This is a genomic window from Rathayibacter sp. AY1E8 (assembly GCF_002931415.1).
Taxonomy (GTDB): Bacteria; Actinomycetota; Actinomycetes; order Actinomycetales; family Microbacteriaceae; genus Rathayibacter.
Map to the genome: position 1 here is coordinate 24,800 of NZ_PSVI01000010.1, position 16,689 is coordinate 41,488.

Here is a 16,689-nt window from a genome sequence, read left to right on the forward strand (position 1 = left end):
GCGGGGGTCGAGGGCAGTGCCCTCTGAGGATACGTGCGCCCGTCAGGACGCGAGCTGGAGCTTCAGGTCGGACAGCCGTGCGGAGACGGTTCCGTCGATGACCTCGTCGCCGACGTGCAGGCGCATCCCGCCCAGGAGGGAGGGATCGACCACGACGTTGACGGAGACCGGTCTGCTGTACTGGCGCGTGAGCGCCGAGCGGAGCCGGTCGAGCTGCTCGGGGGCGATCGGTGCGGCGACCGAGACCGTGGCGAGGATGAACCCGCCCTGGTCGGCGACCACGCCTGCTGCGAAGCGGACGAGCTCCGGGATGCGGCGACCGCGCGGGTGCGCGATCAGCTGCCGGAGGATCGCCAGCGTCTCGGCCGCGGCCTTGCCCTCGAGGAGGCGCTGCACGAGCGCGACCTTCGAGTCGGCGGCGGCGAGCTTGCTGCCGAGCGCGAGCTCGAGCTGGGCGTCGGAAGCGACGACCTCGCCGAAGGAGTGGAGCTCCTTCTCGAGGTTGACGCCCTCCGGAGCGGACGACGCGATCGCGCGGACCCCGACCTCCTCGACCCCGGCGACCATGTCGCTCGGGCTCGACCAGCGGTGGCCGACGATCACGGTGAGCAGGCGCTTGGCCGGCTCGCCGAAGGGACCGAACACGCGGGCGACGAGAGCCTGCTTGCTGCTCGAGTCGGCGCTCGGGTCGGCGAGGGCCGCGCGCAGCTGCGCCTGGCCGTCGATGACCCGTGCGGCCTCGAAGAGCTGCTGGGCCGTGTCGAGGGACGCCTGACCGGCGAGGGCGGAGAGCTCCGCCTTCGCCGATGCGAGTGCCTGCCTGGACGCGCTGCCCATCAGTTGTTCGCCTTCTCCGAGGCCTCGAGGTCGGCGAGGAAGCGGTCCACGATCGCGGACGCCTTCGCGTCGTCGTTGAGGCTCTCGCCGATCACGCCGGAGGCGAGGTCGATGGCGAGGGTTCCGACTTCGGAGCGGAGCGAGACCACGGCGGCCTGACGGTCCGCCTCGATCTGAGCGTGCGCGTTGTGGAGGATGCGCTCGGCCTCGACCTGCGCCTGCTCCTTCTTCGCCGCCACGATCGCGTTGCCGTCGGCGTTCGCCTTCTCACGGATCACTCCGGCCTCGGCGCGGGCCTCGGCCAGCTGGGCGGTGTACTTCTCGAGGGCGGCCTCGGCCTGTCGCTGGGCCTCGTCGGCTTTCGCGATGTTCCCCTCGATCGCGGCGGAGCGCGCGTCGAGCATCTTCTGCAGGCGCGGCAGGACCAGCCTCCAGAAGAAGAACAGCAGGATGAGGAAGATCACCCCCGACCAGAAGAAGTCGTAGAACTCCGGGATCAGAATGACCGCGGGGACGTCACCTTCTTCCGCAGCGATGTTCACAGCGGTGCTGAACACGACTACGCCGCGAAGATGAAGTAGGTGGCGAGGCCGATGAGCGCGAGCACCTCGGTGAACGCGATGCCGAGGAACATCGTGGTCTGGAGGCGGCCGGCCATCTCGGGCTGGCGCGCCATGGCCTCGACGGTCTTGCCCGCGACGATGCCGACACCGATGCCGGGGCCGATCGCTGCGAGGCCGTAACCGACCGTCGCGATGTTGCCGGTGAGTTCGGCGAGAACGGTGACTGAGTCCACGAGTGGGTCCTTTCAGTGGGGTGATCGTGAGAACGGGCGGGAGCCCGTGAGTAGTGGGGTCAGTGCTCCTCGGCGACGGCCAACTGGATGTAGACCGCAGCGAGGAGGGTGAAGATGTAGGCCTGCAGCACGGCGACGAGGAGCTCGAAGAGCGTGAACGCACCGCCGAAGGCGAAGGTCACGACGCCGAAGAGCTTGAAGCCCGGGTCGATCTGGGAGCTGAAGAGGAAGAACTGCGTGGCCGAGAAGCACAGCACCAGCAGGAGGTGGCCGACGATCATGTTCATCACGAGCCGCAGCGCGAGCGAGAGCGGACGGATGATGAACGTCTGCAGCAGCTCGATCGGCGTGAGGATGAAGTAGATCAGGAACGGCGCTCCGGGCGGGAACAGGGCGTTCTTGAAGAAGCCCATCCCCCGGTCCTTGATGCCGGCGTAGATGAACGTCACGTAGGCGACCAGGCCGAGGAAGAGCGGCATGCCCACCACGGAGGTCCCCGCGATGTTCAGGAACGGGACGATGCCGGTCAGGTTCATCGAGATGATCGCGAAGAAGATCGTCACGAGGATCGGGAGGAACCGGCGCGCGTCCTTCTCGCCGAGGATGTCCTTGGCGATGGTGACGCGGACGAAGTCGAACGCGAGCTCGACGACGTTCTGGAAGCGGCCGGGGACGAGGCGCAGCTTGCGCGTCCCGAGCCAGAAGAACAGCATCAGTGCGATGACCGCGATGAAGCGGACCAGCATGACGCGGTTGATCTCGAAAGGGGTTCCCTCGAAGAGGAAACCGGGCGGGAAGAACTCGGAGATCGACGGGGTGTGGAAGTCACTCTCACCGGTCGAGGACGAGACCAACAGGGTCACAGCGTTAGCAAACAGCGCTAGCTCCTGGAATTCGGGGCGTGGCACGTTGCAGCCGACCGAATCGAATCATTCGGACGCAACGCTCTCGCGACGACGAAAGGTGGGGTTTTCCGCTCGGACGGCGATCGTGCTCGACGACCGCCATCAACGATGAGACAATCTGAGGACACGTTCGCCTGCGGGATTCGTCCCTACTGTAGCAACAGAACGGCCTGAGAGCCGAATCGTGGTCCTCTCAGGAACCGTTCGGCTCGTCCTCATCGAGCGATGTCGCTGACGTTCGGCATGCGCGAGCGCGAGACGACGAGGACGTCGATCACCAGGGACCCCAGGACGGCGACGATGATCGTGACGAACATCGCGGTGCTGTTCAGCCACGGCTGATCGCGCAGGACCAGGGCGGCGATCACGAACAGCACGAACTTGGCGAGCCACGTGCCGAGGACGACGGCGAAGAACCCGCCGATGTCGAGGCGGTTGGCGACGAGGATGCTCGCGGCGGTGAGGAGCACCATCACGCCGCCGACGATCGCGCCGAGGAGGGCTCCGATCGCGCCCTCTCCCCCGGCGGCGATCCCGCCGACGACGGTGCCGAGAACGGCCAGGGCGAGCACGAAGAGGCCGCCCACGACCAGCGCGCGGCGCAGGACGGGGACGGACGCGGGCTGCGGACGGGGGGTGGCCGGGGAGGCTCCGGTCATGATGCTTCCTTCCGCGCCGTGGTCGGCGCTGTCGTGTCCCGGTCGATCGGGAGTCCGGCCGGCGGACGGAGCAGCTCCGTCGAGGACGCGCGGTCGAGGGGGTCGAGGACGGGTGAGGCCTCCGCGGACTGCGCCGCCGCCTCGAGCCGCTTGCGGCGGCTGAGCGGGGCGAGCGTGACGACGGTGCAGACCAGCAGACCGACTCCGAGGAAGACGAGCGGGACCCACAGCACGTCGACCACGAACATCAGCAGGCAGCTGACGGCGACGACGGCGGTCCACGCGTAGAAGATCAGCACGGCGTGCAGGTGGGAGTGCCCCATGTCGAGCAGGCGGTGGTGCAGGTGCTTCCGGTCGGCGCTGAACGGCGACTTTCCCGCGCGCAGGCGCCTGATCACAGCGAGGCCGAAGTCCATCAGCGGCACCACGAGGATCGCGAACGGCAGGATGATCGGGATGAACGCGGGCAGGAGCTCCTTCGCCGCGAGCTGCGCCGGGTCGATCTGGCCGGTGACCGCGATCGCGGAGGTGGCCATCAGCATCCCGATCAGCAGTGCGCCGCTGTCGCCCATGAACATCCGCGCCGGACGCCAGTTGATGGGGAGGAATCCGGCGCAGGCGCCGACGAGCAGGACCGCGATGAGCGAGGCCAGGTTGAAGTAGTCGGTGGGCGAGGTCTGCTGCACCAGCAGGTAGCTGTAGAGGAAGAAGACCCCGTTGGCGATCAGGGCGACGCCCGCCACGAGGCCGTCGAGGCCGTCGATGAAGTTGAGCGCGTTGGTGACCAGGACGATCGCGAGCACGGTGATGATCAGCGACATCCACGGCGAGCCGACGGTCAGGCCGCCGATCGGCAGGGAGACGATCTGCACGCCCTTCCAGGCGATCAGGCCGGCGGCGATCAGCTGACCGGCCAGCTTCGTGGTCCAGTCCAGGTCCCAGATGTCGTCGGCGACGCCGATGAGGACGATGAGCAGGCTCGCGCCGAGGATCGCGAGGATCGGCTCGGGATTGGCGAACACCAGCCGGAAGTAGGGCAGCTGGGAGGCGATGCCGAAGCCGACGAGGATCCCGAGGAACATCGCGATGCCGCCCAGGCGGGGGGTCGGCCGCGTGTGCATGTCCCTGACGCGGATCTTCGGGTAGAGCCGGTACTTCAGGCTCAGCTTCCAGATGACCCACGACAGCGCTCCGGTCACGAGCGCGACCGCGAGCGAGACGAGGGCGAAGGTGATCACCGGTTACTCACCCGGAGCGGAGTCGGTGCGGGCGGCGCCGGTGCCGGTGTTGGGCGTCGGCGCGTTCGTGCTCGACGAGCCCGTGTCCGGCGCATCGGCGGAATCGACGGGAGCGGAGTCGTCCTGCAGGCGGGCGCCGGAGGCCCAGTCGGGGCGCGCTGTCGGGGTCCGCTCGAAGGCGTACGGGTCGCTGCCGGTCGCGGTCTCGGCGGGCTCCTGCTGGTCCCCGGCCTGCGCCGCGCCGACCGTGGAGGCGTCTGGCTCCGACGTCTCGGCGCGGGGCGCGTCCGGATCCGGCAGCAGGTCGCCGACGACCTCGCGGATCCGCTCGGCCGACACGACGCCCTGGCGCAGGATGCGCAGGGTGCCGCCCTCGAAGCTCAGCGCTGTCGCATCGACGATCGTCGAGGACTCGCTGGCGCCCGCGGGGCGGTCGCTGTAGCGCGATCCGGCGGCGCCGGCGTCGAGATAGACGTCGACGGAGTCGCCGAGCTGGTCGAACGCCTCCTGTGCGGTCGTGGCCGAGGGCTGCCCCGTGCGGTTGGCGGAGGAGACCGCCAGCGGACCGGTCTCGGCGAGGAGCTCGATCGTCACCGGGTTGTCCGGCATGCGCAGCGCCACGGTCCCGCGCGTCTCGCCCAGGTCCCAGACCAGTGAGGGCTGGGCGTGCAGGACGATGGTGAGCCCGCCGGGCCAGAACTCGCGCGCGAGGTCGCGCACCGCCTCCGGCACGTTCTCGGCGAGGGCGTCGAGGGCGGCCACGTCCCCGATCAGGACGGGCGGCGGCGACTGCCTCGTCCGTCCCTTCGCGTCGAGCAGGCGCTGGACCGCGGCGGCGTCGAACGCGTTGGCCGCGACGCCGTAGACGGTGTCGGTGGGGATCACCACGAGCTCGCCGCGGCCGATGGCCGTCCGCGCGAGACGGGTGCCGGTCAGGAGGTCCGTGTCGACGGAGCAGTCGTAGATGCGTGCCATAACGGGTCGATGATACCGGCGCGGTCCGTGTCCGGACCGGCTGCGGCGCGGCGGTCGCGTCAGCGCCGCCCGAGGCCGGGGCTCGGCGGCCGTCGCAGCGGCGCCCGACCCGTGCCGGCCGAGGCCGCCGGAGCGCTTCCGTGAGGCACTCGGCCCGGCGCGGGGACCTCCGCCGACAGGACGCCCACGAGCGCCACGGAGACGGCGAGCGTCGCGAGCGAGTGCTGATCGCCGAACCAGGTGGTGTTGTCGGCCATCCCGTGCAGGAACGTCCAGAGGACGGCGACGGCGAGCGCCCCGACGGCGACGGCCTCGTTCCGGGCGACCCGGAGGAGCAGGCGCACGACGGCGACGGTGGCGAGGAGGAGGAACGCGAGGACGGGGAGCGCGATCAGGAGCCCGCCGTTGGTCCACGCGGTGACGAGGAGGTTGTGAGGCGGGCGCGGCTCGCTGTGCTGGGTGAACTGCGACCCGCGCGCCAGCCACAGCTCCTGCCATCCGCCGTACCCCAGCCCCAGCAGCCAGTTGTCGGGGAACGCACTCGCAGCCAGGCGCAGGAAGTCGCCGCGGGCCCCGAGCGTGAGCAGGCCCGCCTCCGCCAGCTGCGGAAAGGACACGGCGACGGCGTACACGGCCGTGATCCCGGAGGGGATGGTGATCATCCAGGCGACCGGACCGAGGCTGCGTCCCTTGAGTCCGCGGATCGCGGCGACCAGCAGGGGCAGGACGATCGCGAGGACGATCGCGGTCTTGGACAGCGTGAAGAGGGCGCCGACCAGCCCGGCGACGGCGACGAGCAGGAGGAGCCTCCCCCGCTGCCGTCTCCAGACGGCGAAGGCCAGCGCGCCGGTCGTGGCCATGTACATCGAGGCGATGTTGCCGTTGAGGAAGAACCCTCCCGACTTCTCCTGCAGGACGTTGTTGAAGGACGTCGTGAAGATGTCCCGCACGTAGATGTCGGAGAACAGCACCGCGTCCGGCCACCGGAGGTAGGCGGTCTCCTGCACGGGATCGAGCTGGAAGAGGATCGTGAGCGTCACCTGGAAGAGGAACACGGGCGCCGCCCAGCCGAGGGCGCGGCCGACGACACGCCAGGCGCCGTCGCCGAGCCCGCGGACGGCCAGGTACGGAGTGAGGAAGGAGACGACGGAGACCACGTCGCGCAGCGCGGCCGCGCGTGCTCCGGAGTAGGTGAGCGCGAAGAGGGTGCCGGCGATCACGAGGAGGACCACGACCACGAACCGGTCGATCCGCCCGCCGCGCAGCCGCGCGACGGAGTACGGGAGGAAGAGCAGGCTCCAGGCGACCGGAGCGGTGACGGGCCCCAGGGTGTAGAGCTGCACGACGCTCAGCGCCAGGAGCACCGCGAGGAAGACGAGCACGATCCGCTCGTGCCGCCGCTGAGCGGGATCCGCCGGCGCGCGCGAGGGCAGCCCGCGGGTCTCCGGAGCGTCGGTGACGCGGGTCGCGGCGATGACGGAGGGACGAGAGGCGGTCGGGCGGCGGAGGAGGGCGTCGTCGGCGTGGCGGCCCATGTCAGAGCCGTTCCGCGGAGGTGCCGGTGGCGGCCTCCGTCTGGCGGAGCGGAGGAGCGGCGCGCCGATTCCGGGACGACGGGCCGACCTCTCGCGGCGGGAGGGTCGTCCGCGGGCGCCGGTCCGGGGCGGGAGGCGGATCGAGCAGCACGGGAGAGGCGGTGGCGTCGGCGGACGCGGGCGGGAGAGGGGATGCAGGTGGCATGTCGCGCCGACACTAATCGCGCGGCACGAGCCTCGACGGGCTTGGCGCGGAACGTCGATCCGCGTGCGCGCGGCGGCCCCGCGCCTCAGCCACGGGGGTCTGCCAGCAGCTCGTCCGCGCGGCGGGCGATGCCCGGCCAGCCGAAGTCCTCCGCTCGGCGCCGCGACGCCGCAGCGACCTCCGCGCGCCGCCGGGGATCGCGCAGCGAGGCGATGAGGGCGGGGAGCTCCGCGAGGACGGCGTCCGCGACCTCCTCCTCCGTGCCCGGCGGGACGAGGACGGATCCGTCGACCACTCCGTCGGTGGTGCGCAGGATCTCGGGGAGGCCTCCGCGCTCGACCGTCACGACGGGGATCCCCCGCGAGAGCGCCTCCACCACCACCATCCCGAACGGCTCGTCCCAGCGGCAGGGGTAGAGCAGGAGCGCCGAGGAGCCGAACAGCTCCAGCAGGTCCTCGTGCCGGAGGAACGGGAGCCGGCGCACGACGCCGGGCAGGGTGGCGACCGCCTCGTCGAGCGCTCGGACGTACGGGGTGGGCGTCGCGTCGTCCCCGAGGCCCGATGCGCCGGCGATGACCAGCCGCAGATCGGCGCCGTGCTCGCTCCGCATCCGCCTCACGATCTCGACGGCCTCGCGGGCTCCCTTCTCGGCCACCAGCCTCCCGGCGAAGACCGCCTCCGCAGTACCGCCGAGCGGCGCCGGCGGGACCTCGGGCGGAGGGACGACCCCGTTGTACAGGACGGCTGTGGCGATCAGGCCGTACCGGTCGACCGCTCGGGCGCGCAGGAACTCGCTGCAGAAGATCCACTCGTCGACCGCGTCGAGGTAGCGCCGGGCCGCGGCGGGATCGGGCGGCAGGTGATCGAGCAGGTCGTTGTGCAGGTGTGCGACGATCCGCCCCCGGTAGCCCAGGCGGCGCAGGCGCACGGCGTAGCGGGGGCGGTTGTGGATCCAGACCGTCGGGACACGGCGCAGCGACGGAGCGAGCACCAGCAGCCAGAAGCGGCCACCGAAGGACAGCCGACGCAGCTCGGCGCCCGGGTCGCTGTCGCGCCGACGCGCCAGGAGGAGTGCCGCGCGCCGCTGGACCGCGTAGATCCGCCGGTACAGGCGGTGCGGCCGGACGTCCACGCCCGGTGACGCCGACGACCACGGCGCGTGCACGGCGATCCGGAGCGAGGACCGGGACACCGTCTCGCGGACCCAGGTCGCCACGGCTCCCCCGCTGCCGTCGAAGCGCTCCTCGGCGGCCAGCACCACGGCAACCTCGACCGGGGCGGCGGAGCCGAGCCGGAGCCGGGCGGGCAGTCGCGACAGGACGAGCGATCGCGCCTCGGCGATGTCGCGCCCCGGCGCCAGGAGGGCGGTCGCTCCCAGCACGAGGCCCGCGAGCGCCAGCTCCACCGGGAGCAGCCCCAGGGGCGCGCCCTCGGGGAGCAGGCGGAGCAGGAGCAGCACGATCGCCATCGGTGCGGCGAGCAGCGGCCCCGCGGCGCACGCGCGCAGGAACGCGCCGAGGCGCACTCCGAGCACCACCCGCAGCACGGCGCAGGTGACGGCGAAGCCGAGAGCGCTCGAGAGCAGCAGCCCGCCGATCAAGCCGTCGAGTCCGAACAGCACTCCCCCGCCGACGATCATCGGGATCGTGATCGCGGTCTTCGCGATGTTCACGACCAGCCCGAACCGCACCCGGTCCATCGCCATCAGGATGAAGCCGACCGGGTTGCCGATGGCCCGCACCGCGCCCACCACCGTCAGCGCGCTCGTCATGCCCGCGATCCAGCCCCAGCCGGGTCCGTAGAACAGCCGCACGATCTCCTCGGAGCGCAGCGCCACCAGCATCAGCGGCGGGATGCTCGCCATGCTGAGCACCGCGGTGACGCGGAGGTGGTTCCGCGCGACGCGCTCGCGGTCGTGCTGGATCGAGGAGAACACCGGGAACATCACCCGCGTCACGATCGGGTTGACCCTCGCGGGGAGGTTCACGGCGAGGTTGTATCCCAGGGTGTACCCGCCCAGCTGGGCCGGTCCGAGCAGGCGGCCGATCGCGAGCGAGCCGGCGTTCGACCCCAGGTAGTTGACGATGCCGTCGAGGGTCTGGAAGACGCCGAAGGAGAGGAAGCGGGCGGTCTCGCGGATCCGGAACCGGAACCGCAGCCGGAACCAGCGGCGGGCCTGCACGAGGGCGAGCACGGAGCGCAGAGCCGCGGTCGCGACGAGCCCCCACGCGTAGGAGAGCGCCCCCGCGCCCGAGACCGCGAGGCAGACCGTCACGGCGAATCCGCCGACGAGAGCGATCGTCTCGGACACGGCGACCGCTCGGAACCGGATCCCCTTCTCGAGCACCGCTCTCGGCACCTGCCCGGCTGCGCTGCCCACGAACACGAGCGAGGCGACGGTGAGGACCGGCGCCGCGGCGGCGGACCCGAGCAGGGAGGCGATCGGTGCGGCACCCAGGAGGACGGCGACGGTGACCAGGAGCCCGACGGAGAGGTTGAGCCAGAAGACCGACGAGAGCTCGAAGCTGGTCGCCCGCCGGCGCTGGATGATCGCCTGGGCGACCCCCATGCCGAGGAAGATGTCGACGAAGGCGTTGAGCAGGGCGACGATCGCGATGATCCCCATCTCGGAGGGGTCCAGCAGCCTTGCCAGGAGCGCGAACTGCCCGAGCTGCACGACGAGCGCGACGGCGAACGAGACCGCCGTCCAGGCGGTCGCGTCGACGGTGCTCCGGCGCAGGCTCACCTCTCCCGCCCGGCGGAGGCCGGACGGAGGCCCGGTCGCGGATCGTCGGCGCGGTGCTCGGCGCGGCTCATCCGCGATCTCCGTCCGTCGTCGTCGGTATCGATCGGCCGGCCGCCCGGTCGTAGAGGTCCTCGAGGTCGCGGATCCGCTCGGCGAGGTCGAACGAGGCGAGCACGCGCTCCCGCCCCTCCGCGCCCATCCGCTCCGCGCGGTCCGGGTCCCGGAGCAGGGCGGCGAGCGCCCCGGTCAGGCCGGGCACGTCCCCCTCCGGGACGAGCAGCCCGGTGACGCCGTCCTGGACCGCCTCCGGGACGCCGCCGTGGCGGTACGAGACGACGGGGACGCCGGCGAGCGCGGCCTCGAGGAAGACCATGCCGAAGCCCTCGGAGTCGCCCGTCGCCGCGGTCCGCGACGGTGCGCAGAAGACCGCGGCGCCGGCGAGGATGCGGGCGACCTCGGCGGGGGGCAGGGAGCCGGTGAAGGTCACCTGCAGGCCCAGCCGCGCCGCCTGCTCGACGAGCGCCTCCCGCAGGTGGCCGTCGCCGACGACGGTCAGGGGGACGTCGCGGATCGGTCCGGGGAGGGCGGCGACCGCCTCGAGCAGATCCGGGACGCCCTTCTTGTCGGTGAGGCGTCCGACGAAGACGATTCCCGCGCGCTCCGCAGCCGGTGCGGCCTCGGGGCGGGAGGTCGGGACACCGATGTAGCCCACTCCAGTGCGCCGCGGGTCCGCCCCCAGGCGCAGGAGCCCGTCGGTGATGAAGCGGGAGACCCCGATCACCGCGTGCGCGGTGCGGAAGACGGCGCGGGCCTCGAGGGCGCGGTGAGCTCGGGCGAGGGGGCGGAGCAGGCGCGGAGCTCCGGTCGCGAGCGGCCAGCTGGTCACGTCGTAGCCGTGCCCCGTCACGACGAGCGGGAGGCGCCTCCTCCGTGCGTACCGCGCGATGGAGACGGCGTCGATGAGGAAGTGCGCGTGGATGAGGGCGGGCCGGTGCTCATCGACGATCGCGTCGAGCCGTCGTGACACTCCGAGCCATCGCAGGAGGAGGGACCGCCGCCCGCGAGGGGTGATCGGATCGTGCAGGACGATGTCCGTGCGGTCGTGGAAGACGCCCGAGCCGGTGCGCTCGAGGCCCACTCCGAGGGCGCGCCAGCGCTCGAGTCCGTGCATCTGATTGCGGACGAACGTCTCGGAGTCCTGCAGCCACGCGCGCTTCCAGACCAGGACCAGCGGCCTCTCGCCGGCGACGCCGCCCGCGTGCTCAGCGGACGGCACGGCGCACCCGGTAGCGGAGGGCCGCGACCACGCTCGGCAGCACCCGCACGGCGTCGCCCAGATAGCGCCGCCAGAGCCTGCCGGGCTCCCGGCTGAGCCGGTGCGCCCACTCGAGGCCGAGGCGCTGCACCACGAGCGGCGCCCGCGGGATCTCGCCGGCGAGGAAGTCCACGGCGGCGCCGACGCCGAGGCACACCGCTCCCGTGCCGCCGACGGCGAGCAGGCGCTCGCGAACCTCCTCCTGCTTGGGGGAGCCGAGGCAGAGCGCGACGATGCGGACGTCGGCCGTGCGCAGAGTCGAGGAGAGGCGGGCGAGGTAGGCGTCGTCCGCGAGCTCGGCCGGCTCCGGCGAGACGACGACCGGAACCTGGAGCCCGGCGAAGCGCTGCTGCAGCTCGGCGGCTGCGCGATCGCCGACTCCGGGGCGTCCGCCGATGAGAGCGACCGGCGCACCCTCGAGCGCCGCGCGGCGGCAGACCTCGGTGAAGAGGTCGATGCCCGTCACGCGGCTCGCCGTGCGGTGGCCGTACGAGCGGGCCAGCCAGACCAGAGGCGCCCCGTCGAGCACCACGAGGGACGCCCGGCCGTAGTACCGCCGGAACTCGCCGGAGTGCTTCCAGCGCACGAAGTGGTCGGTGTTCGGCGTGACGACCAGCTCGTCGCGGCCGCTCCGGGACAGCTCGAGCACGGCCTCCGCCGCCTCGTCGAGCGTGGTGATGCTGGCCGGCATCCGCTCGATGCGGCCGGTGATGTAGGAGGTCATGCCGGTGCTCCTCGGGGGTCGGTGCGGGAGGGAGGGAACGGAGCTGGTGTGCGGAAGGGGCCGGTCGCGGCCGCCTGCACGGGGACGGTCACGTCGTCCACCGGGTGCTCCTCCGATCGGAGAGCCGGCGGCGGGTGTCGTGCACGGCGTAGAGGATCCGGCTGAGCGCCGTGAAGGCGTCGGGGACGTGCTTGAGCACCAGCCCCAGGACGAGCAGCCGCGGCGACCGCGCGGAGCGGAGCACGCGGACGTCGCGCAGCGCCTCGGACCCGAGCCGGACGCCGGTCTCGACGAGCGCCGCGTCGGAGTTCTGGCGGATCGGGGTGAGCGCGACGGGGACGGCGTAGAACCAGGTCGTGAACCAGTCCGACAGCGGGCGCGGCACCTCCTCGAACGTACGGGCGAGCGCCGCGCGCATCTCCTCGGCGCAGACCAGGAGGTTCCGGAGGTCCGGGTCGCGCCGACGGGTGATCGAGGACGCCGTGTGGACGTAGGAGTAGAGGACCTCCGGCACGAAGAGCACCCGTTCCGACGCCTGGACCGCCCGCAGCACGCCGACGAAGTCCGACTGGGAGCTCAAGCGCGGGAAGAGCTCCTCCTGCAGGACGGCGCGGCGGAAGAGCTTGTTCCAGAGGAAGCCGTGCAGGCGTCCGGACGCCATCCGCTCGAGAGCGAGTTCGGACGAGACCAGTTCGCGCCGGTCGAGGCCGTCGATCACACGTCCGGAGGTCGACTGCCGGGTGCGGTAGAGCGCCCGGCAGACGACGACGTCGGCCGCCGTCCGCTCGGCCTCGGCGGTGAGGGTCCGGAGGATCTCCGTGTCCCACTCGTCGTCGACGTCCACGAACCAGACGAACTCGGAGTCGATGCCGTCGAGGGCGCGGTTCCGGGCGGCAGCGACGCCGCCGTTCTGCTCGAGGAGCAGGACCCGGGCGTCCTCGCGTCCCTCGGCCCACTTCTCGAGCACCTCCGCCGAGCCGTCCGAGGACGCGTCGTCGACGAGGACGACCCGCGTCCCCGGTCCGAGAGTGAGTGCGAGCCGCGCGAGGAAGCCGTCGAGCCGGGCGATCGCGTTGTAGCAGGGAGCCACGACGGTCACCGAGTGCACGCCCCCGCTCACCGTCGGCCCCCGAGCTCGCGGTAGGCGGCGACGACGGGTCCGAAGACGGCGTCGGGCGAGGCGGCCTCGTCCACCCACGCCTTCGCGCGGTCGGCACGCATCAGGAGCCCCTCGGGTCGCTCCAGAGCGGCGGCGAGGAGCTCGGCGATCCGCTCCCCGTCGGCGTCGGCGGGGAGCAGGAGGCCCCGACCGTCGGCGAGCAGCTCACCCACACCGCCGACGTCGGTCGCCACGACCGGGCGACGGCGGGCCATCGCCTCCAGCATCACGAGCGGAGTCCCCTCCCACCGCGAGGTCGACAGGAGGAGATGCGCCGCGTCCAGCGCTCCGGTCACGTCCGCCGACGGACCGGCGAAGTCGACCACTCCGGCTCCCCGGGCGCGCTCGCGCAGCACCGGCAGCATCGGACCGTCGCCGAGCCAGGTGCCGGTGACGGGCCGGACCCGGGCGAGGGCCTCGACGGCCGCGAGGAAGCGGATCGGGTCCTTCTGCTCCGCGAGCCGCCCGATGCCGAGGACGCGGACGACCGGCTCGGCGAGTTCCGGCGCGCTCGCGGGCTCCGCGGTGACGTTCGCCGGGGCGTTGCCGGTGACCACGACGCGATCCTGCGGGCGGCCGTAGCCCTCGACGACCATCCGCCCCACGGAGGCGGAGACGGCGAACACCCGCCGGGAGCGGAAGGAGAGCGCTCGCCTGTCGATCCCGGGCAGCTCGGTGTGCGCGTGCTCGACCACGGGGACACCGAGCGCGGCGCCGACGAGGAGGGCCAGCAGAGCCTCGCGGCGCTGGTGGGCGTGCAGGACGTGCGGGCGGAACCGGCGGACGGCGAGAGCGAGGCCGCGGAGATCGGCCGCGAAGCCCTGTCCGGGTCTCGGCACCACGAAGACGGGCGACTCCTGCGCGGCGCGGTCGCTGAGCGGCCCGGGACGCCCCCAGTAGGCGGTCTCGCAGCCGTGCTCGCGGCTCCACGCGCCCAGGGAGAGGGCCACACGCTGCGCTCCGCCGTCCTCGAAGGAGTCGAGGACGTGCAGGATCCGCAGGGATCGGGAACGGGCGGCCCTCATGAGAGCGCCCCGTCGGGAACCGCGCCCGGGAAGCGGACGTCGAGTTCGGCCAGGACGGCGTCGACGTCGCGGCCCATCGTCCCGGGGTCGACGTCGTAGTGATCGGCGAGGAGGTCGACGACCTCGTCCCGGGGCCGGCGCTGCCGGATCACGGCCTCGAAGACCGAGGCGGCGCTCAGCGAGAGCACGATCGGGGGCACCGACGGGCGGGACAGGTCGAGCACGTAGACCTGACGGTCCGTGCGCTCGACGGCGAAGCGCTGGGCCGGCGGCGCGCTGCCACCCTGCGCCTCGGCGGAGGCCTCCACCGGATGCACGGCGCTCGCCGCGGGATCGGACGAGGCCGGGAGGTCGCTCACCGGCGCCGTGGTCGCCGCGATCGCCTCGAACGAGGACGCCGAGCCCTGCTCCTCGCTGCGGCCGCTCAGCGCCACCCGGGCGAAACCGGTGAGGGCGGAGGGGAGGCCTCGGAGCGCCCGCAGGGTCCGCTCCCCCCGGAGCCGGAGCCGACGTCGGACCGTCGTCGCCTCGGGATGGCTCGCCTCGAGATCCGCGCGGGTGGGGAAGGCGGCTCTCAGCAGCAGGCCTCCCTTCAGGCGCCAGGGAGCGGACGCCACGGCGTGCAGCCAGTTGAAGGTGTGCCGGTCGGAGCTGCGGCGCACGTCCCAGAGAATCTGGGCCTGCCGGTAGCGCTCCTCGGGCGCGGCGGGGACTCCCCAGGAGGTGAGGAGCTCCGTCATCGGCGTCTGCGCGCCGAGCTCGACGGCCGCGTCGCGGATCGCCTCACGCTCCTCGCTCGGAAAGCCGGCGGCGTGCGCCTTCAGAACCGCCAGCGCCGTGGTCGCCGAGGCGGAGCGCGCGCTGCGCAGCTGGTGCAGGGCGTGCAGCACGAGGTGGTGCGCGCGCCCGGGGATCCGCAGGGTCTCGTCGCTCAGCGGCAGATCCTCGGCGGCCGCCCAGAGGCGGTCGAAGACGATCCGCTCCTCCTCGAAGGCACCCGGGAAGGAGCGGTGGACGTCGACGTCACACGGCCACGAGGGGTGGACGAGCGTGATCGAGTGGTCGACGAAGAGCGTCCAGCTGAGAGCCTCGGCGCGGCGGCGCCAGCCCATCGAGGCGAGCAGCTTGAGAGCCTCGTCGAAGCGCTCGGGGTCGACCCAGAGGTCGACGTCGGCCGACGTCATCGGCGCGCGGATCCCCTGGCGGTGCAGACCCTCGCCCTTCACCACGAGGCTGCGGACGCCGTGCGTCCGCAGGCTGTACTGCACCAGCACGGCGGCCAGGCGCAGGGCGACGGCGTTCGGCAGCATCGCGTCGGCGGAGGCGCCGACAGCCGGGACCGGTTCAGGCGACACGGACGCGTCCCTCCGCGAGGGCGAGGATCTCCTCGGCCGCGACGGACCACGGGCGCTCCCGCGCGAGCTCGGCGGCTCCCCGGGAGAGAGCCGTCCACTCGCGCCGGAGCCGATGGAGGGCGTCCTCGTACTCCTCGCGCGTCGCGTCGTCGGAGAGGACCACGCCCGCCCCCGCCGCGCAGAGATCGGCCAGGACGCTCGACTCGATCGCGAGGACCGGCAGCCCGCTCGCCAGCGCGTCGAGTCCGGCGGCCGCGCCGGTCGTCGACGGCGTCAGGTGGGCGTACACGTGCGAGTGGCGGAGCACCTCGACGACGCCGTCGCGGTCCTGCTCGCCGACGGAGCGCAGCCCCGACGCGAGGTCGTCGGCGATGCCGCCGCCGTCGTCGATCACGGTGACGTACTCGGTGCCGTCCAGCCGGGCGAGGAGATCGAGCCGCTCGGCGCCCCGGTCGAGACCGGAGGCTCCCACGACGGCGAAGCGGAGGGGCCCGTCGGGGGCGGACGGTGTCGGGAACGACGCGTCCGGCAGGCCCAGGGGCACGACCGTTCCCGCGAGGGCGGACGCGAGCCGCTCCGTCGGGGTGACGACGACAGCACCGCGGCGCTCCTCCTCGAACCGGAGGCGCGGGAGCGCCGGGAGGTCGTCGGCCAGGAGGACGGTCGTCGGAGCGAGCCCGGCGAGCTCCACGGCCGTCCCCGGGAGAGCCACCACGAGGTCGGGCCGCTCCGGAGCGAGCAGTCGGCGGGCCCGGCGCGTGACGACGGCGAGCCCGACGGACCCGGCGCCCCTCCGGCCGGCGGGCTCGAGGAAGCGGGCGAGCACGCTGGTGCGGAGCTCCGCCCCGCTGAACCCCTTCGGGTCACCGGTCACCACGACCACGCGGTGTCCCTGGCTGCGCCAGGCGCGCTCGAGCGGAGCCGCGTGCCAGGCGTCGAGGGCGACGATCCCGATGGTCAGCACGGGCGGACTCCCCCCGTCAGAGGGGATCGGCGGCAGGGACCGGGAGACGTAAGGAGCGCGGAGTCCCGCTGGTCGATGACCTCGTGCACAGGGCGGTACCTCTCTCCGTCGCGGCAGGCGGAGCCGCGGACGTCGGAGAAGTTATCCCCGTGCCCGGCGGCCTCCGAGCGGGAGGCGCGATACGGACGCGGAGGCGGCGTGCGCGCCGCTCACGGAGTCGGATCGCGTCGGCAGCGGTCGCTCGACCGTCA

15 protein-coding genes are annotated in these 16,689 nt (G+C 72.7%); all 15 read right to left on the reverse strand.

Translation table 11 applies throughout. The annotated features are described in order from the left end of the window. Nucleotides 1-42: 42 nt before the first annotated feature. Complete coding sequence (locus C5C74_RS04465; protein ID WP_104232703.1) at nucleotides 43-837, reverse strand: F0F1 ATP synthase subunit delta; 795 nt, start codon at nucleotides 835-837, stop codon at nucleotides 43-45. Beyond that, nucleotides 837-1,394, reverse strand: a complete 558-nt coding sequence (locus C5C74_RS04470; protein ID WP_244229449.1) for a F0F1 ATP synthase subunit B — start codon at nucleotides 1,392-1,394, stop codon at nucleotides 837-839. The genes C5C74_RS04465 and C5C74_RS04470 overlap by 1 nt, the downstream gene beginning before the upstream one ends. 2 nt (nucleotides 1,395-1,396) lie before the next feature. Beyond that, nucleotides 1,397-1,633 carry an ATP synthase F0 subunit C gene (locus tag C5C74_RS04475; RefSeq protein WP_055794702.1) on the reverse strand — a complete coding sequence of 79 codons (237 nt, stop codon included), beginning with the start codon at nucleotides 1,631-1,633 and terminating at the stop codon, nucleotides 1,397-1,399. Nucleotides 1,634-1,692: 59 nt separating this feature from the next. Continuing rightward, nucleotides 1,693-2,496, reverse strand: a complete 804-nt coding sequence (gene atpB / locus C5C74_RS04480) for a F0F1 ATP synthase subunit A (protein WP_068254016.1) — start codon at nucleotides 2,494-2,496, stop codon at nucleotides 1,693-1,695. Between the two features lie 257 nt (nucleotides 2,497-2,753). Continuing rightward, nucleotides 2,754-3,197 carry a hypothetical protein gene (locus C5C74_RS04485; protein ID WP_104223021.1) on the reverse strand — a complete coding sequence of 148 codons (444 nt, stop codon included), beginning with the start codon at nucleotides 3,195-3,197 and terminating at the stop codon, nucleotides 2,754-2,756. Further along, nucleotides 3,194-4,435, reverse strand: a complete 1,242-nt coding sequence (locus tag C5C74_RS04490; RefSeq protein WP_181065442.1) for an MraY family glycosyltransferase — start codon at nucleotides 4,433-4,435, stop codon at nucleotides 3,194-3,196. The genes C5C74_RS04485 and C5C74_RS04490 overlap by 4 nt, the downstream gene beginning before the upstream one ends. A 3-nt stretch (nucleotides 4,436-4,438) precedes the next feature. After that, a complete protein-coding gene (locus tag C5C74_RS04495; RefSeq protein WP_104323882.1) occupies nucleotides 4,439-5,410 on the reverse strand; it encodes an L-threonylcarbamoyladenylate synthase in 972 nt (323 codons plus the stop codon). A gap of 59 nt (nucleotides 5,411-5,469) precedes the next feature. Beyond that, nucleotides 5,470-6,945: an O-antigen ligase gene (locus C5C74_RS04500; RefSeq protein WP_104351053.1), complete on the reverse strand. Its 1,476-nt coding sequence runs from the start codon at nucleotides 6,943-6,945 to the stop codon at nucleotides 5,470-5,472. A gap of 290 nt (nucleotides 6,946-7,235) precedes the next feature. After that, nucleotides 7,236-9,896, reverse strand: a complete 2,661-nt coding sequence (locus tag C5C74_RS04505) for an MOP flippase family protein (protein ID WP_104351054.1) — start codon at nucleotides 9,894-9,896, stop codon at nucleotides 7,236-7,238. A 67-nt stretch (nucleotides 9,897-9,963) separates the two neighbouring features. Further along, the gene (locus tag C5C74_RS04510) at nucleotides 9,964-11,172 is read right to left on the reverse strand and encodes a glycosyltransferase (RefSeq protein WP_104351055.1); all 1,209 of its coding nucleotides are present in this window, start codon (nucleotides 11,170-11,172) and stop codon (nucleotides 9,964-9,966) included. Beyond that, on the reverse strand, nucleotides 11,159-11,935 hold the full coding sequence (locus C5C74_RS04515) for a WecB/TagA/CpsF family glycosyltransferase (protein WP_104223015.1): 777 nt from the start codon (nucleotides 11,933-11,935) through the stop codon (nucleotides 11,159-11,161). The genes C5C74_RS04510 and C5C74_RS04515 overlap by 14 nt, the downstream gene beginning before the upstream one ends. Before the next feature lie 88 nt (nucleotides 11,936-12,023). After that, entirely contained in the window at nucleotides 12,024-13,043 is a 1,020-nt protein-coding gene (locus C5C74_RS04520) for a glycosyltransferase family 2 protein (RefSeq protein ID WP_181134644.1), read from the reverse strand. 8 nt (nucleotides 13,044-13,051) lie between these two features. Then, nucleotides 13,052-14,119 (reverse strand): glycosyltransferase family 4 protein, encoded by a 1,068-nt coding sequence (locus C5C74_RS04525; RefSeq protein WP_104262490.1) that lies wholly within the window; start codon nucleotides 14,117-14,119, stop codon nucleotides 13,052-13,054. Beyond that, nucleotides 14,116-15,474, reverse strand: a complete 1,359-nt coding sequence (locus tag C5C74_RS04530; RefSeq protein WP_104351057.1) for a PqqD family peptide modification chaperone — start codon at nucleotides 15,472-15,474, stop codon at nucleotides 14,116-14,118. The genes C5C74_RS04525 and C5C74_RS04530 overlap by 4 nt, the downstream gene beginning before the upstream one ends. Beyond that, complete coding sequence (locus tag C5C74_RS04535) at nucleotides 15,464-16,438, reverse strand: hypothetical protein (protein ID WP_104351058.1); 975 nt, start codon at nucleotides 16,436-16,438, stop codon at nucleotides 15,464-15,466. The genes C5C74_RS04530 and C5C74_RS04535 overlap by 11 nt, the downstream gene beginning before the upstream one ends. Nucleotides 16,439-16,689 lie beyond the last annotated feature (251 nt).